This is a genomic window from Streptomyces sp. NPDC048171 (genome assembly GCF_043202655.1).
Classification (GTDB): Bacteria; Actinomycetota; Actinomycetes; order Streptomycetales; family Streptomycetaceae; genus Streptomyces.
In genome coordinates this window covers 74634-91005 of the sequence record NZ_JBIDAU010000016.1, presented here as the reverse complement: position 1 = coordinate 91005, position 16372 = coordinate 74634, and the positions used below count along the sequence as shown (strand labels likewise).

Annotated in this window: 11 protein-coding genes; 4 read left to right on the top strand and 7 right to left on the bottom strand. The window is 73.4% G+C overall.

Going from position 1 to position 16372, the window contains the following annotated elements:
• Positions 1–14 precede the first annotated feature (14 nt).
• Positions 15–1700 (bottom strand): extracellular solute-binding protein, encoded by a 1686-nt coding sequence (locus ACGF3J_RS35130; RefSeq protein ID WP_393855605.1) that lies wholly within the window; start codon positions 1698–1700, stop codon positions 15–17.
• Positions 1701–2011: 311 nt separating this feature from the next.
• Between ACGF3J_RS35130 and ACGF3J_RS35125 the strand changes: the two genes are divergently transcribed.
• Entirely contained in the window at positions 2012–4870 is a 2859-nt protein-coding gene (locus ACGF3J_RS35125) for a glycoside hydrolase family 3 C-terminal domain-containing protein (protein WP_393855604.1), read from the top strand.
• On the opposite strand, the gene ACGF3J_RS35120 is transcribed toward ACGF3J_RS35125, so the two are convergent.
• Entirely contained in the window at positions 4835–5278 is a 444-nt protein-coding gene (locus ACGF3J_RS35120; RefSeq protein WP_393855603.1) for a response regulator transcription factor, read from the bottom strand. The two genes, ACGF3J_RS35125 and ACGF3J_RS35120, sit on opposite strands and share 36 nt — an antisense overlap.
• Between ACGF3J_RS35120 and ACGF3J_RS35115 the strand changes: the two genes are divergently transcribed.
• On the top strand, positions 5271–5684 hold the full coding sequence (locus ACGF3J_RS35115) for a cytidine deaminase (RefSeq protein ID WP_386934015.1): 414 nt from the start codon (positions 5271–5273) through the stop codon (positions 5682–5684). The genes ACGF3J_RS35120 and ACGF3J_RS35115 overlap by 8 nt on opposite strands.
• A gap of 73 nt (positions 5685–5757) precedes the next feature.
• Here ACGF3J_RS35115 and ACGF3J_RS35110 read toward each other — a convergent pair whose 3' ends face one another.
• The 3 genes from ACGF3J_RS35110 to ACGF3J_RS35100 all read right to left on the bottom strand — a co-directional run bounded on the left by ACGF3J_RS35110 (position 5758) and on the right by ACGF3J_RS35100 (position 11241).
• Positions 5758–7203 carry an aldehyde dehydrogenase family protein gene (locus tag ACGF3J_RS35110; protein WP_161329201.1) on the bottom strand — a complete coding sequence of 482 codons (1446 nt, stop codon included), beginning with the start codon at positions 7201–7203 and terminating at the stop codon, positions 5758–5760.
• A gap of 158 nt (positions 7204–7361) precedes the next feature.
• Complete coding sequence (locus ACGF3J_RS35105) at positions 7362–8993, bottom strand: PucR family transcriptional regulator (protein WP_393855602.1); 1632 nt, start codon at positions 8991–8993, stop codon at positions 7362–7364.
• Between the two features lie 124 nt (positions 8994–9117).
• Positions 9118–11241 (bottom strand): ATP-binding protein, encoded by a 2124-nt coding sequence (locus ACGF3J_RS35100; RefSeq protein ID WP_393855601.1) that lies wholly within the window; start codon positions 11239–11241, stop codon positions 9118–9120.
• Between the two features lie 268 nt (positions 11242–11509).
• Here ACGF3J_RS35100 and gabT point away from each other — a divergent pair, with 268 nt between their 5' ends.
• Together gabT and ACGF3J_RS35090 are read left to right on the top strand one after the other, a co-directional pair.
• Entirely contained in the window at positions 11510–12844 is a 1335-nt protein-coding gene (gene gabT / locus ACGF3J_RS35095; protein WP_393855600.1) for a 4-aminobutyrate--2-oxoglutarate transaminase, read from the top strand.
• Between the two features lie 430 nt (positions 12845–13274).
• Complete coding sequence (locus tag ACGF3J_RS35090) at positions 13275–13907, top strand: phosphatase PAP2 family protein (RefSeq protein ID WP_393855599.1); 633 nt, start codon at positions 13275–13277, stop codon at positions 13905–13907.
• Here the strand turns inward: ACGF3J_RS35090 and ACGF3J_RS35085 are convergent.
• Entirely contained in the window at positions 13895–15745 is a 1851-nt protein-coding gene (locus ACGF3J_RS35085) for a chitinase (protein ID WP_393855598.1), read from the bottom strand. The two genes, ACGF3J_RS35090 and ACGF3J_RS35085, sit on opposite strands and share 13 nt — an antisense overlap.
• Positions 15746–15832: 87 nt before the next feature.
• Complete coding sequence (locus tag ACGF3J_RS35080; protein WP_122615133.1) at positions 15833–16288, bottom strand: hypothetical protein; 456 nt, start codon at positions 16286–16288, stop codon at positions 15833–15835.
• Positions 16289–16372: the final 84 nt, after the last annotated feature.

The following is a 16372-nucleotide window of genomic DNA, read 5'->3' as shown; positions in this document are numbered from 1 at the left end:
GCCTCGGTGCCCGGTCAGCTCGCCGCCGAACCGTTCTCGTCGAGCAGCTTCCTGTACCAGTCGCGCAGCTCGTCGCCGCCCTTGCTGCGCCAGTCGGAGACGGCCCGCTGCACGTCGCTGATCTTCTTGCGGCCGCGGACGACGTCGTCCTCCAGCTGCTCGAAGTCGTTGGCGAGGTTGGTGTAGCGGGCGGGCTCGACGACCTGCATGCCGTAGAGGGCGGACTTCTTGGTGAAGGCGCCCATCCGCTGCTGCCACTCGACCTGCCCCTTGCCGACCTCGGGGAAGTCGGGGCGGGCGATGGTGGGCGCGGGGCTCGCCACCATCACGTAGGCGTTCATGACCTCGACGTTGCCCTGGTCGGTCTTGGTGGGGACGCCGTCCTCGACGGTGTAGTGGGTGCCCTCGACGCCGTAGTTGGTGGCCATGTACTCCTTGGTGCCGTACGGCGCGGCGGTGACGTTGGCCATGGCCAGCACGTCGCGGACCACCGACTCGGACGCCTTCTTGTTGACGAAGGCGAAGATGGTGGCCGGGTTGACGGCCCACAGCGTGGGGGCGCCGCCGTCGTGGCCGAAGATGTCCATGCCCCAGATCTCGAAGTCGGGGTTCTGGGTGGCCTGCTCGGCGGTGCGGCTCCACCACTGCGACATGTCCTGGTTGTAGATCAGGAACTCGCCGGCCGCGAACTTCGGCCCGGGGTCGGCGGCGTTGCTCTTGCCGAGGTCGGCGTCGGGGTGGGTGACGCCGGCGGCGAAGAGCTTGCGGGTCCACTCCAGCGCCTCGAGGTACTCGTCGGTCTCCACGCGGTTGACCAGCTTGCCGTCGATCTCGTGCCAGCCGAGCGCCTTCTCGTTGCCGGAGAGCACCCCGAAGGCGTTGAAGGCGGTCCACTTCATGTCCAGGCAGGCCCAGCGCTTGGCCCTCGCGCTGGTGGCGTCCTTGGCCAGCGCCATGAACTCGTCGCAGGAGCGCGGTACTTCGTAGCCCTCCTTCTCGAAGACGTCCCGCCGGTACAGGGGCACGATGCCGGTCACGTAGGAGGAGGGCATCGGCAGGCCGCGGAGCTTGTCGCCGAAGATGGAGCGCCGCCAGGCGTCGGTCGGGATCGCGGCGAGGTTCGGGTACTTCCTGACCGCGTCGCCGGAGAGATGGGGGCCGAGGTCGGCGAACTTGCCGATGATGGCGCTGGGTATCTTGCCGGTCATGTTCCAGCCGGGCACGACCACCACGTCGGGCACCTCGCTGGAGGCGAGGACCGCGCCGAGCTTCTGGTCGTAGGTGTTGCCGTCCTGGTTCTGCCAGGCCACGTCGACGCCGATGAGGTCGTTCATCGCCCGGTAGTAGGCGTTGTCCCCCTTGGGCGGCGACCCCCAGAACGGGGACATGACGGTGACCCGGCCGCCCTTGCCGAGCTTCTCGGGCACCGAGGTCTTCAGGTCCGCGAGGTCGAGCTTCCCGGTGAAGCCGACCGCGGAGCCGTTCTTGCTGGGGATGTCGGGGGTGACCACGCCGGCCGCCACGTACGCCGGCAGCAGCTTGTCCGCGTCCTTGCCCGACGTGGTGCCGTCGCGCGAGCCTCCGTCGGATCCCCCGCAGGCGGAGAGCAGCGGCACCCCTCCGGCCACCGCTGCGGTGGCGACCGCCGTGGAGGCGAGGAAACTTCTCCGGCTGGGACCGGAGGCGGCGTTCGGCGTCATTTGCGTCAACCCTTCGTGGCGCACCGGGACACGCGGCGGTGGCCGTCGGCTGCGATGTGGGGAGGCTCAGTCGAAGCGCTTCGATGTTGCTGCGAGGTTAAGTGAACCCCTGGGGGCGCACAAGAGCCGTTCCCAGAATTCCTCCGGGGTGACTGGAGGGCCGCGTCGACTGAACCGGCTTATGTGTCACCTGGGTTGTGGCAGGAAGGCGAAGGTGGGACGCTCCAGCGCCTTGACACCCGCCCGTGCGGCAAATCAGCATCGAAGCGCTTCGAATGCGCCTGGCCGATCCATCGCAAGGGGAACCCCACGTGACCGCATCCACGCCGCCCGCGCCACCCTTCCGTGATCCGCGTCTGCCGTTCGCGAAGCGCGTGGACGACCTGATGTCGCGGCTCACGCCGGACGAGAAGACCCGGTTCCTGCACCAGTTCGCCCCCGCCGTCGAACGGCTCGGCATCGCCGCCGTCCGCACCGGACAGGAGGCGCTGCACGGCGTGGCCTGGATGGGCCCGGCGACCGTGTTCCCCCAGGCCGTGGGGCTCGGCGCGACCTGGAACGAGGACCTTCTGCGCCGGGTCGGCGAGGCGGTGTCCAAGGAGGCCCGGGCGATGCGCGCCCGCGACGACCGGGTCGGCCTCAACGTCTGGTCGCCGACCGTGAACCTGCTCCGCCACCCCCTGTGGGGCCGCAACGAGGAGGGCTACTCCGAGGACCCGCGGCTCACCTCCGCCCTCGCCACCGCCTACACCCGGGGCCTGCGCGGCGGACATCCGGTGTACTGGCGTACGGCACCGGTCCTCAAGCACTGGCTCGCGCACAACAACGAGCGGGACCGGGACACCACCTCGTCGTCCGTGCGCCCGCGCGTCCTGCACGAGTACGACCTGCGCGCCTTCCGCGCGACCGTCGAGGCAGGCGCGGTCGCCGGGGTGATGCCCGCCTACAACCTCGTCAACGGCCGCCCCAACCACGTCTCCCCCCACCTCGCCGGGCACCTGCGCACCTGGACGGAGGACGACCTGCTGGTCTGCTCGGACGCGGGCGCGCCCTCCAACCTGGTCGACTCCGAGCACTACTTCGCCACCCACGAGGAGGCGACGGCCGCAGCGCTCCGGGCCGGCGTGGACAGCTTCACCGACCACGGCACGGACCCCTCGACGATCCTCGCGCGTCTCCGGGGCGCCCTCGACCGGGGCCTGCTGACCGAGGCCGACGTGGACGCGGCCGTGCGCCGCCAGCTGTCGGTCCGCTTCCGGCTCGGCGAGTTCGACCCGGAGCACGACCCCTACGCCGTCACGGCGGACACCGCCACGGAGTTCGACACGCCGGAGCACCGGGCGCTGGCGCTGGAGGCGGCCGAGCAGGCGGTGGTCCTGCTGCGGAACGACGGCGTCCTGCCGCTGGCCCCCGACACCCGCGTCGCCGTCGTCGGGCTGCTCGCCGACGAGTGCAAGCTCGACTGGTACAGCGGCACGCTCATCCACCGCTCCACTCCGCTGGAGGGCCTGTACGAGCGGTTCGGCGCCGACCGGGTGAGCTTCGCCGAGGGCGTGGACCGGGTCCGGCTGCGCACCGCCGACGGGGCCCACCTGCACGTGCTCCCGGCCGAGGGCTCCGCCGACGAGGCGCACGGCGGCGAGGGCGCCCTCGACCCGGCCCTGCTGGCCGGCCGCACCGACCTGCCGCCGCTCACCACGGACGCCGTCGGCACCGAGTTCGCGCTGACCGACTGGGGCGAGGGGGTCCTCACGCTGCGCGCCCCCGACGGCCGCTACCTGTCGGTCGCCGGGGACGGCCGCCTGCGTGCCTCCGCCGACCAGCCCGGCGGCTGGGTCGTGCAGGAGACGTTCCGTCTCGAACCGCACGGGAACGGTCACCTCCTCAGGCACCTGGGAACGGGTCGTCACGTCCGGGTCGCCGCCGACGGCGTGAAGGTTGCCGCCCCGGACGAGGACGCCGCCGAGGTCTTCGGCCTGGTCGTCACCGAACGCGGCGAGGACGCGGTGGCGCGGGCGGCGGCCGAGGCGGACGTGGTCGTGGTGGTCGCGGGCAACGACCCGCACATCAACGGCCGGGAGACCGAGGACCGTACGACGCTGCGGCTGCCCGCCCACCAGGAGCGCCTGCTGCGCGCGGCCCGCGCCGCCGGCCCGGCCACCGTCCTCGCGCTGGTGTCCGCCTACCCCTACGCGGTGGACACGGAGGGGCTCGGTGCGGTGCTGTGGTCCGCGCACGGCGGGCAGGCGGCCGGCACCGCGCTGGCCCGGGTCCTCGCCGGGGACGTCTCACCGGGCGGCCGGCTCCCGCAGACCTGGTACGCGGACGACGCCGACCTGCCCGATCCGCTCGACTACGACGTGATCGGCGGCCGTCAGACCTACCTCTACTTCGAGGGCACGCCGCTGTTCCCGTTCGGGCACGGCCTGTCCTACGCGTCCTTCGGCTACGGCGACCTGGCGGCGCGGGTGGCGGACGGGCGGGTGTCGGTGTCCTTCACCGTCACCAACACCGGGGACGTCACCGCCGACGAGGTGGCCCAGCTCTACGTCCGGGCCGGGTGCGGGTCGGTCCCGCGTCCGCGCCGGGAGCTGCTGGCGCACCGCCGGTCGGGCCTCGCTCCGGGCGAGACGGCCCGGGTCTCGTTCGACGTGCCGCTGTCCGCCCTCGCGTTCTGGGACGTCGCGCACGGCCGGTGGCGGCTGGAGCCGGGACCGTACGCGCTGCTGGTGGGGGCCTCCAGCGAGGACGTGCGCCTGGAGACGACCGTCGTCCTGGACGGAGAGCCGGCCGCTCCCCGCCCGGTGCGCGAACGCGGCCTGGCGGCCGCCGACTTCGACGAGCAGAGCGGCACGGAGATCGTGGACCGGACGAGGGCGGCGGGCGACGCGGTGACACCGGTGACGGACCGGACGGGTGAACTGCTCTACCGCGACTGCGACTTCGGCTCCGGTGTCACCCGGGTGACCGTGTCGGTGGCGGGCGAGGGCACGGTCGAGATCGCCCTCGACGGGCGGCCGCCGGTGGCGGTGCTGTCGCCGGACGCGCCCACGCCGGGGCCGTACGACTACGTGGAGCTCGACAGCGCGTTCACCGCCGGGGGCGTCCACGACGTCCGCGTCGGGCTGCGCGGCTCAGTACGGCTCGCGCACGTCGGCTTCTCCGGCTGAGGTTCCTCGGGCTGAGGTTCCCCCGCCCGCCCGGACCAGGCCCAGTTCGTAGGCCACGATCACGGCCTGGGCCCGGTCCCTCAGTTCCAGCTTCGCGAACACCCGGTTGATGTGGGTCTTCACGGTGTGGTCGGTGATGGTGAGGCGGGCGGCGATCTCTGCGTTGGACAGGCCCCTGGCGATCAGGGTCAGCACCTCCGTCTCCCGGACGGTGAGGTCGCCGGCCGCGTGGACCGGCAGCCTGGACCCGCGCGCGTGGACGAACTCGGCGATCAGCCGCTTGGTGATGCCGGGCGAGAGCAGCGCCTCGCCGGCACCCGGTGGCCGCGCATCGCGGAATCCGCTTGCGCGGGCGCGGAGTTCGGGGCACCGTCGGCGGACACCGGAGAAGGCGAGAAGGATGACCACGCAGACCCACCCCGTCGACCACGAACTCGTCGAGGCCGCGGCCGACGTCGCCCGCACCCGCTGCCGCGGCGACAACCACACCATGGCGGCCGCCGCCCGCGCCCGGGACGGCAGGATCGTCACGGCGGTCAACGCCTACCACTTCACCGGCGGCCCCTGCGCCGAACTGGTCGTCATCGGCGCGGCCGCCGCCCAGGGTGCCCACGAGCTGGAGACGATCGTCGCCGTCGGCGACCGGGAGCGGGGCGTCGTCCCGCCGTGCGGGCGGTGCCGCCAGGTGCTGCTCGACTACTTCCCCGCGCTCCGGGTGATCGTCGGCGCCGGCGACCGTCTGCGGGCCGTCCCCGTCGCCGAGTTGCTGCCCGAGACGTACGTGTGGGCCGACCACCAGCTCGACGCCGGATAGCACGGGGCCCACACGCACCGGCGGCCCGAACCCCCGCACAGTGGGTTCGGGCCGCCGGTCTTCCCGGGGTGCCTCAGAGAGCGAGGTCCGTCAGGACCAGCACGCGCTCGTAGGTGTAGTCGTCCATCGCGAACCGGACGCCCTCACGGCCCACGCCGGACTGCTTGGCGCCGCCGTACGGCATCTGGTCGGCCCGGTAGGAGGGGACGTCGCCGATGACGACGCCGCCGACCTCCAGGGCGCGATGGGCGCGGAAGGCGGTCTGCAGGTCGTGGGTGAACACGCCCGCCTGGAGGCCGTACTTGGAGTCGTTGACCGCGGCGAACGCCTCGGCCTCGCCGTCGACCTTCTGCACGCTGAGCACCGGGCCGAAGACCTCCTCGCGGGCGAGGGTGACGTCGGCCGGCAGACCGGTGAGCACGGTCGGCGCGTATGTGGCGCCGTCCCGCTTGCCGCCGGTGTGCAGCGTGGCGCCCGCGTCGACGGCCTCCCGCACCCACGCCTCGACGCGCTCGGCGGCGGCCTCGCTGACCAGCGGGCCGACGTCCGTCGCGTCGTCGTTCGGGTCGCCGGTCACCTGGGCCTCGACGGCGGCGACGACCCGCGGCAGCAGGCGGTCGTAGACGGCGGCGTCGGCGATCACGCGCTGCACCGAGATGCAGGACTGGCCGCCCTGGTAGTTGGAGAAGGTCGCGATGCGCTGCGCGGCCCGGTCCAGGTCGGCGTCGCTCGCCCAGTCGCCGAGGACCACGGCCGCGCCGTTGCCCCCCAGCTCCAGGGTGCAGTGCTTGCGCGGCACCGAGTCCATGATCGCGTAGCCGACGGTCTCGGAGCCGGTGAAGGAGATGACCGGCAGCCGCTCGTCCTGGACGAGGGCGGGCATCTTGTCGTTGGGCACCGGGAGGATGCTCCAGGAACCGGCCGGCAGCTCGGTCTCGGCCAGCAGCTCGCCGAGGATCAGGCCGGAGAGGGGGGTGGCCGGGGCCGGCTTCAGGATGATCGGCGCGCCGGCGGCGATCGCGGGGGCGATCTTGTGGGCGCACAGGTTCAGCGGGAAGTTGAACGGCGCGATGCCCAGGACCACACCCTTCGGGAAGCGGCGGGTCAGCGCGAGCCGCCCCTGACCGCCCGCGTCGGTGTCCAGGCGCTGGGCGTCGCCGCCGTTGAAGCGGCGGGCCTCCTCGGCCGCGAAGCGGAAGACGGAGACCGCGCGGCCGACCTCGCCGCGGGCCCACTTGACCGGCTTGCCGTTCTCGGCGGAGATCAGGCGGGCGATCTCCTCGGTGCGCTCGGCCAGCCGTCGGCTGACGTGGTCCAGTGCGGCGGCGCGGACGTGGGCGGGGGTGGCGGCGAACTCGTCCCGTACGGCGTACGCGGCGGCCACGGCCTCCTCGACCTGGGCATCGGTCGGCAGGCTCACCGCGCCGACCCGGCTGCCGTCCCAGGGGGAGGTGACGTCGAAGGCGGCCTCGCCGGTGGCCTGGCGGCCGGCGAGCCAGAAGGCGTGGGTGGAAGTCATGTGGCGTCCGGGCCCTTCCGCGTTGGGGGTGTGTACGGGTGTACGGGGGTGCGGGTCCACGGTAGGGCGGGGTTCGGCGGGGAGCGTTTGTCCGGGGTGTAGTGGTGGGGGTGCGTTGTTCGACGCGGTGGCCAGGTGAGCCGGCCGGCGCCGACGGGCTATTCGGCCGACGTCGTCTTCAGGGCCAGCCACAGCTCCATCCGTACGTCCGGGTCGTCCAGGGACCGGCCGAGGATCTCCTCCACGCGGCGCATCCGGTAGCGCAGCGTGTGGCGGTGGACGCCGAGGTCGGCCGCGGCCGCGTCCCACTGGCCGTGGCGGGAGAGCCACGCGCGCAGGGACGCCACCAGGTCGCCCCGGCCGGTCGCGTCGTGGTCGCGCAGCGCCCGGAGCAGGCCGTCGGCGAAGGCGCGCACCGCGTCGTCCGCGAGCAGCGGCAGCACCGATCCGGCCGCCAGGTGCTCGTGCTCCACGCAGACGCGTCCACGGCGGCGGGCCACCGACAGCGCCTGCTCGGCCTGCTTGTAGGCGGCGGACGCGGCGATGGGCCCGGACGGCGCCGACAGGCCGACGGTCAGCCCGTCCTCGTCGCCGCCCGCCGGGTCGGGCGCCGGGCGGCCGGTCTCCAGCGCCGACGCGTACTCGACGCAGGCGGCGACGGCCGCGCCCCCGTCCGTGGCGAGCATGACCAGCCGCTCGCCCTCGGGGACGGCCAGCACCGCCTCCCCGGCACGGGCCGCCGCGGACTCCACGACCTCGGCGAGCGCGCCCAGCCGGTCGCCACCGGTGCCCGCGGCGGAACCGCGCCCGTGCGCCCGCGCGGCGGACGGCACCGACTCGGCGACGATGATCCGGAAGGGCGCGTCCAGCAGGCCGCCGTACAGATCCCCGGCGACCGTCCGCGCGTGGTCCGGTTCGCCGGCCAGCAGCATGCGCAGCACGGCCTCGTCTATGCGCAGTCCGGCCTCGTACAGGGAGCGCGAGCGTTCCGTGGTGAGCGTCAGCAGGGCGACGGCCGAGTGCACGGCGTACCGCTCGGCGGTGCCGAGGGCGGCGGCGGTGCCGACGGCGAGGGCGGAGCGGGGCCGGCGGGAGGTGCCGAGGGAGTGCAGTTCGACCCGGTCGGCGTTCTCCGGGTGCTCGGGGTCCTCGGCCCCGCCGACCACGGCGGAGGCGGGCGCGGGCCGCTCGCGCAGCCGCCGTACGTCGGCGGTGAGCCGGCCGGCCCTGCGTCCGGCCCACTCCGGAGCCGTGGCGACCACGGCGCCCGAGGCGTCGTACAGCGCCGCCCATCCGTCGACCTGGGAGGCGAGCGCGGCCAGCAGCCCCTCCGGGCCGTCGGTCAGCGCCCGCCTGGTCAGCTCCCGCTGGGCGGCGAAGCCCGCGGTGACCGCCCGGTACTGGTCGGCGGCGATCGCGGCGGACACGGCCTTGCTGATGGCGAGGAAGGGCGTGCGGCGGGGCACCTCGAGGAGCGGCAGCCCCTCCTTGCGGGCGGCGTCGACCAGCGCCCCGGGGATCTCGTCGTAGTTGACGCCGACGGCGAACCCGAGGCCGACCACTCCGGCGTCCGCCAGCCGCTTCACGTACCGGTGCATCGCCGCGGGGTCCTCGGCGTCCAGCTTGAGGGCGGTGATCAGCAGCAGCTCCCCGCCCTCCATGTAGGGCACGGGGTCGGCGAGTTCGCTGACATGGGCCCAGCGCACCGGGGTGTCCAGACGGTCCTCGCCCGCGCGCACGGTCAGTTTGAGCGCCGAGTGGTGGACGAGCGAGGCGAGGGTGGGGCGCATGGGGTCCTGGGCCTTCGGATCCGTGTCAGTGGTGTGAGATGGCTGTGATCTTTTGGCCGCCGCGTATGAACGACCTGTGTCGATTCTGCCTCACTGTACGGTCCCGGGCGCCCGGCCCGGACGGTCACCCCCGCAGATCCACCAGCAGCGGCGGCGCGTGCTCGCCCTTGACGGTGGTCAGCGACAGCACCGCGTGCCCGGCCGGCACGGCGTGCGCCAGCTCGGACGCCGACCAGCGCTCACGCTCGACCTGCCGGACGGTGACCGCCCGCGCGGTGGGCGCCTTCCCGGTGATCACCCGGCGCAGCATGTGCGCGGCCTTGCCCGCCGGGGTCTCGGCGATGATCTGCCGGTCGGTGACGTCGCGGGCCTCGGTCCACTCCTTGCCCCACACCTCGGCGAAGTCCTGCCCGTCCCAGGGGGTGAGCCCGGACAGTGCCATGCGGCAGCCGATGGCCCCGAGCAACGGCCCGCGCAGCGGTCGCGGTACGTCGTCCAGGGTGCGCAGGGTCAGCACCGCCCCGGCGCCCGCCGAGCGCAGCCGCTGCACACCCCGTACGGCCTCCGGCGTCACCACGCCGCTCGCGTCGTCCAGCACCAGGCAGGCGAAGAGCGACCGGTCCTCCCGTACCGAGACGCTCGCCGTGAACTGGGCGAGGACCAGCCGGGCCAGCATCCGGGAGGCGTCGGCGTGACCGCGTTCCGGCAGGTCGATGCGGACCCGCACCGGGTGGTCGAGGGACTTGAGGGAGAAGGGCCGGGACTGCCCCGAGGTGTCGAAGAAGGCCGCGAAGGCCGGCCGGTCGAGGAGCGCCACGCGGTCGGCCAGCACACCGCCGACGTCCCCGGGGTGGCCCATCTGCCGCTCGCGCGCGTCCAGCTCGCGCAGCAGCGACTCCTGCCCGGCCGCCCGCAGGCCCTGCCGCAGTTCGGCCAGCGGTCCGGGTGTCCCGTCCAGCAGTTGCCGCAGCTCCGGTACGCCGGGGAAGCGGCCGTGCACCGCGCGGAAGGGGCCGAGCAGCTGGGCGAGGACGGTGGTGGAGCGGCGGGTGTCGCTGCCCGGATGCGGGTCGGCGAGGTCGCCGACCAGGGCTTCGGCGAGCACGACCGCGGCCTCGTCCGGGTCGGTGGTGCCGCCGTACAGGTCGAGGTCGTACACCGAGTCCGGGTGGCCGATCCGGACGACGACGTCGTAGGCGTCGGCGGGACCGAGGTCCGCGCCCGCGGCGCCGACCACGACGACCGCGGCCCGCCCGGCGAGCGCGTGCAGGCACAGCGACTCGGTGAGCGGCCGGACCACGCTGCCGGTCTTGCCGGAGCCCGCCGGGCCGACGGCCAGCAGGGAGGTGCCGAGCAGGTCGGGGCCGAGGGCGAGGCCGGCGCCGCGGTAGGCGTAGGGGTTGCGGGCGTCGTCGGCGGCGGTGCCGATCCGCACCTGTCCGGTGACCAGGTCGTGCCGGGCCCGCCGGGCGGGCAGGTCACGGTCGCCCGAGGGATGCGGGCAGGCACCGGCGCCCGCGCCGAGGACGGCGCCGGTGAAGGTGGCCAGGCTGTGCCGGCCGCGCTGCACGCCCTGCCAGGCCCGTGCGATGCGGGCGTGGTCGACGTCCCGCATCAGCCCCTGCCGGGCCTCGCCGGCGAGCCGCTCGGCGGCCTCGACGGCACCGGCGGCGCGGAGCGCGGGCCAGGCGGCGGGGTCCTCCTCGGGGGCGGGCGGTGGTCCGGCGGCCGGGGTGGCGGGGCGCCAGGCGGGCGGGCCGTAGCGCCGCCAGATCTCGTCCCAGCGACCGAGCCGGCCGACGCCGACCATGATGATGCCGGCGATCAGCGCGTAGTAGGCGTAGACGGCCACGACCGAGCCGAAGCTGTGCGGCTCGGCCCAGGAGTCCGGGATCATCGCGTACAGGGGCAGCAGCCACCAGCCGCCCAGGTAGCCGTTCCACAGCAGGGACCAGATCAGCCAGCCCACCAGGAAGGCGATCACCGCCCCGCTCACCAGCTGCCGTCCCGGTACCCGCTCGGGCTCCTCCGCCGGTCGCGGCCGGTGCCCGAACCGCCACACGCCGGGCAGCGCCTCCGGCCGCGGGGTGCGCAGCCAGGACAGGAAGGCGGAGCCCTCGGGCAGCGGCGGCACCCCCGGTGCCCTTGAGGGCCGCGGCGGCACCCCGGGCATCTCGGGAGGCCCCGCGGGACGCGGCACAGGATTCGCATGCGTACCCCGCGCGTCCCGGTTCCCGTCGCTGTCCATCGCCCTTGCCCCCTGACCAGCCGCTCCGTCCACCATCAGCGAGCCAATCTAACGCCCTCCCAAGGGGAGTTCACCGCTTACGCGGCCGGGCCCGCCCCGACGTGTCCCGATGTCGCCGTACCCGTCATGGGTCCGACACCTGTCCAGGACGGACAACCGACACCACGGACAACGCCCACATGGAGCATGCCCACCCCACCCCACCGGTCCTAGCCTGCGAGAAAAGAAGGCAAGAGTCCGCAAGATCCCGCAAGCCCCAGGAGCCCTCATGACCGCACTTCCGCAGGAGCGCCGCGTCGTCACCGCCATCCCCGGCCCGAAGTCGCAGGAGCTGCAGGCCCGGCGCACGGCCGTGGTCGCGCAGGGTGTGGGCTCCGTCCTGCCCGTCTTCACCGCGCGCGCCGGCGGCGGCATCATCGAGGACGTCGACGGCAACCGCCTGATCGACTTCGGTTCCGGCATCGCCGTGACCTCGGTCGGCGCTTCCGCCGAGGCCGTCGTACGTAAGGCGTCCGCGCAGCTCGCCGACTTCACCCACACCTGTTTCATGGTGACGCCGTACGAGGGCTACGTGGCCGTCGCCGAGGCCCTGGCCGAGCTGACCCCGGGCGACCACGCCAAGAAGTCGGCGCTGTTCAACAGCGGCGCCGAGGCCGTCGAGAACGCCGTCAAGATCGCCCGTGCCTACACCAAGCGGCAGGCGGTCGTCGTCTTCGACCACGGCTACCACGGCCGGACCAACCTGACGATGGCGCTGACCGCGAAGAACATGCCGTACAAGCACGGCTTCGGTCCCTTCGCGCCCGAGGTCTACCGCGTCCCGGTCGCCTACGGCTACCGCTGGCCGACCGGTCCGGAGAACGCCGGCCCGGAGGCCGCCGCCCAGGCGATCGACCAGATCAGCAAGCAGGTCGGCGCGGAGAACGTGGCCGCGATCATCATCGAGCCGGTGCTCGGCGAGGGCGGCTTCATCGAGCCGGCCAAGGGCTTCCTGCCCGCCGTCAGCCGGTTCGCCGAGGACAACGGCATCGTCTTCGTCGCCGACGAGATCCAGTCCGGCTTCTGCCGCACCGGTCAGTGGTTCGCCTGCGAGGACGAGGGCATCGTGCCGGACCTGATCACGACCGCGAAGGGCATCGCGGGCGGTCTGCCGCTGGCCGCGGTCACCGGCCGCGCCGAGATCATGGACGCCGCGCACTCCGGCGGCCTCGGCGGCACCTACGGCGGCAACCCGGTGGCCTGCGCGGGTGCGCTCGGTGCCATCGAGACGATGAAGGAGCTGGACCTCAACGCCAGGGCGAAGCACATCGAGGCGGTCATGAAGTCCCGCCTCTCCGCCATGGCGGAGAAGTTCGACATCATCGGCGACGTCCGGGGCCGCGGCGCGATGATCGCCGTCGAGCTGGTCAAGGACCGCGCCACCAAGGAGCCGAACCCGGAGGCGACCGCCGCGCTCGCCAAGGCCTGCCACGCCGAGGGCCTGCTGGTCCTGACCTGTGGCACCTACGGCAACGTGCTGCGTTTCCTGCCGCCGCTGGTGATCGGCGAGGACCTGCTGAACGAGGGCCTCGACATCATCGAGCAGGGCTTCGCGGGCCTGTAGGACGGGCAGGTGCGCGAGTGCCCGAACGCGCATCTGAGCTGCGTTTCGCACGCCTGGCGAGGGGAGCGGCAGAGCGTGTGAAGAAGGTGTGCGGGGTGGATGGCAGGACGCCGATGACCCTGTCCTGAGACCACCCCCTGCCGTAGGTTCTACGCAGATGAGAGATACACCCGCCCACAGGGGACTGTGGGCGGATCTTTCAGGCCGCGGCTTCCCCAGCTTCGACCTGGTCGTGCCTCGCGCACACAGCCGGAACCCGTGGGTTCCGGGTCTCCTCACCGATCGGACGGTCGCCCGCCCCAAACCCCCCGGGGCGCGCGGCGTTCCGGTCAGGACGGCCGTCTCGGCACCCGGGACGGCGGTTCACCGAAGGGCCGGCACACTCCCCCCCTTGTGCCGGCCCTTCGGTGTGTTTGCCAAGCTGTGCGCCATGCTGCTGCCCGGGCTCCCCGTCCTCCTCTTCGCGCTGATCACCTGGCAGGTCGTCGCCGACGGCCCGCTGGTCGGCGTGGACGAGCGGCTGAGCCGGGCGCTCGTCCGTCCGGACCGCCTCTCCGAGCTGCTGGCCGACCTCGGCAACGTGCAGGTCGCCGTGCCCGTTCTCGCCGTCGCGCTGGCGTACGTCGCGTGGCACGGGCGGGCGCGGGGTGTGGACCGCTGGTGGCTGCCGCCGCTGGCGGGTGCCCTGGCGATGGCGCTGGTGCCGGCGCTGGTGGCCCCGCTGAAGGCGTGGACCGACCGCCCCGGCACCCCGGCGGTGCCTCCGGCCGTCGGCTACTACCCCTCCGGCCACACCGCCACGGCGCTCGTCGCGTACGGCGCGGCGACGCTGCTGCTGTTCGGCGCGCTGCGTTCGCCGGCCGTACGCCGTGTGCTGGTCCTGCTCTGCGCGCTCCTCGTCCTGGGCGCCTCCTACGGGCTGGTGCGCCGGGGCTACCACTGGCCGCTGGACGTGGCCGGCAGCTGGTGCCTGGGGGCGGTGCTGCTGGCCGGGGTGTGGCGGGTGGCCGGGGCGGGACGGGCGGCGGCCCGGCCGCACCCCGGGGGCGGTCAGCCGAAGTAGGCGTCGAAGTTCTTCATGAACTCCCAGTTCCCGAACCGGTCCCAGTTGATCGACCACGTCATCAGGCCGCGCAGGTCCGGCCAGGTGCCGTGGGTCGCGTAGGAGCCGCAGTCGGTCTTCTTGGTGAGGCAGTTCAGCGCCTTGTTCACCTCGGCCGGGGAGACATGGCCGTTGCCCGCGTTGACGGAGGCCGGCATGCCGATCGCGACCTGGTCGGGGCGCAGCGGCGGGAAGACGTTGGCCGCGTCGCCGGCGACCGGGAAACCGGTGAGGAGCATGTCGGTCATCGCGATGTGGAAGTCGGCGCCGCCCATGGAGTGGTACTGGTTGTCGAGGCCCATGATCGGGCCCGAGTTGTAGTCCTGGACGTGCAGCAGGCTCAGGTCGTCGCGCAGGGCGTGGATGACCGGGAGGTAGGCGCCGGCCCGCGGGTCCTGCCCGCCCCACTTGCCCGTGCCGTAGTACTGGTAGCCGAGCTGGACGAAGAAGGTCTCGGGGGCCATGGTCAGCACGAAGTCGTCGCCGTACTTGGCCTTGAGGGTCTTCAGGGCCGAGATCAGGTTGACGATGACGGGGGTCTTCGGGTTCTTGAAGTCCGTGTCGTCGGCGTTGAGCGACAGCGAGTGGCCCTCGAAGTCGATGTCGAGGCCGTCGAGGCCGTACGTGTCGATGATGGCGGAGACGGACGAGACGAACTTGTCGCGGGCGGCGGTGGTGGTGAGCTGCACCTGGCCGTTCTGGCCGCCGATGGAGATCAGGACCTTCTTGCCCGCCGCCTGCTTGGCCCTGATCGCGGCCTTGAACTCGGCGTCGCTCTCCACGTTCGGACACTCTCCCCCACTCTCGGCTTCGCTCGAGCGGGAGGGGCCCCCATCCGGACAGCGGTCGAAGCGGATGTCGCCGGAGGTGACCGAAGTGGGCTCGCCGAAGGCCAGGTCAATGACGTCCCAGCTGTCGGGCACGTCGGCCATCCGCGTGTAGCCGGAGCCGTTGGCGAAGCTGGCGTGGAGGTAGCCGACCAGGGCGTGGGCCGGGAGGTCGCCGGACCCGCCGCCGTCCGGGCGCTCGGCGGTGGTGGCGGTGACCGTCGCCGAACGCGCCGACTCCCCGGCGTCGTTGACGGCGGCGACCTGGAAGGCGTACGCCGTCGAGGGGGTCAGGCCGGTGACGGTGGTGGCGGTGCCGGTGACCGTGCGGATGCGGGTGCCGTCGCGGTAGACGGCGTAGCCCGTCGCGCCGGGGACGGGTGACCAGCTCAGCGCCACGCCGGTCGACGTGACGGAACCGGCCGTCAGACCGCCGGGGACCGCCGGGGGCCGGCCCGCCTCGCCGCCCGGGCCGGTGAGCGAGATGTCGTCGGCGTGGTAGGCGCCGGTGCCGTACCAGCCGTGGGTGTAGACCGTGACGCGGGTGGTGGACGGGCCGGTGCGGAAGGTGGTCGTCAGGCGCTGCCAGTCGGGGGCCGACTGGGCCCAGGTGGAGACGTCGGTGGTGCCGGTGCCGCTCGCGCCGAGGTGGACGTAGGTGCCGCGGACCCATCCGGAGAGCGTGTACTGGGAGTCGGGTTTCACGGTCACCGTCTGCGCGCAGCGGGCGTTGTCGGCGCCCGCCGGGGTGGCCTTGAGCGCCGCCGTGCCGCTGCGCACGGGCGTGCCGACGACCGCGCCCGCCGTGCAGGTCCAGCCGTCCAGGGCGGACTCGAAGCCGCCGTTGCGCGCCAGGTCCGCGTCGGCCGCACGGGCGGCCGACGTGAGCGCGGTCAGTCCGGACGCGGCGAGTGCCGCGGCGGTGAGCAGGGTGACGAGGGGGCGACGGGCGAGCGGTCTGGAGCGTTCCACAAGTGCCTCCGGACATGGGGGAGATGGGGAGGGTGGAGCGCGCCCAACTTGGTCCAGACCAATTCGCTTGTCAACCCCTTGCGCTGCTCACATTCCTCCCTCCTCCCCCGCGAGTGCCGCCGCCGCCTCGTGCATCGCCAGTTCCAGCAGTGCGGGGTCGGTGAGGGTGCCGGAGCCGTCCGGCGGGATCAGCCAGCGGACCCCGCCGGACGCTCCCCCCGGATGCGGCACCACGATCCAGGTGCCGAGCCCGGCCGTCCGGACCCCGGTGCCCACCCAGCGGGTCGCCGTGCCGGCCGGCACGAAGAAGCCCGTCCGCGCGTCGCCGAAGTCGACGAGCACCGGGCCCGGCCGGTCCAGGACGCGGGACAGCACGTCGAGGGTCGGATAGCCGAGCCTGCTCGGCAGGATGAGCACGTCCCAGGCCCGGCCCGCGGGCAGCAGCGCGACACCCAGGGGGTCGCGCTCCCACTCCCGCCGGCAGGACTCGGGATCCGGTGCGACGGATGCCAGCCACGCGACCGCCGTCTTCGCACCAGGCATGTGAAGACCTCCCTCTCGCTCGTTGGACGCGGGGTGCGTCACGAGGGAGAGGGAGGTCACCGCCGGGCATTACGCGAGTCGCCG

Bases quoted from the DNA above. Each gene is read 5' to 3' on its own strand.
- ACGF3J_RS35115 (WP_386934015.1), top strand. From the start codon at position 5,271: ATGACCACGCAGACCCACCCCGTCGACCACGAACTCGTCGAGGCCGCG.
- gabT (WP_393855600.1), top strand. From the start codon at position 11,510: ATGACCGCACTTCCGCAGGAGCGCCGCGTCGTCACCGCCATCCCCGGC.
- ACGF3J_RS35090 (WP_393855599.1), top strand. From the start codon at position 13,275: ATGCTGCTGCCCGGGCTCCCCGTCCTCCTCTTCGCGCTGATCACCTGG.
- ACGF3J_RS35100 (WP_393855601.1), bottom strand. From the start codon at position 11,241: ATGGACAGCGACGGGAACCGGGACGCGCGGGGTACGCATGCGAATCCT.
- ACGF3J_RS35130 (WP_393855605.1), bottom strand. From the start codon at position 1,700: ATGACGCCGAACGCCGCCTCCGGTCCCAGCCGGAGAAGTTTCCTCGCC.
- ACGF3J_RS35105 (WP_393855602.1), bottom strand. From the start codon at position 8,993: ATGCGCCCCACCCTCGCCTCGCTCGTCCACCACTCGGCGCTCAAACTG.
- ACGF3J_RS35110 (WP_161329201.1), bottom strand. From the start codon at position 7,203: ATGACTTCCACCCACGCCTTCTGGCTCGCCGGCCGCCAGGCCACCGGC.
- ACGF3J_RS35080 (WP_122615133.1), bottom strand. From the start codon at position 16,288: ATGCCTGGTGCGAAGACGGCGGTCGCGTGGCTGGCATCCGTCGCACCG.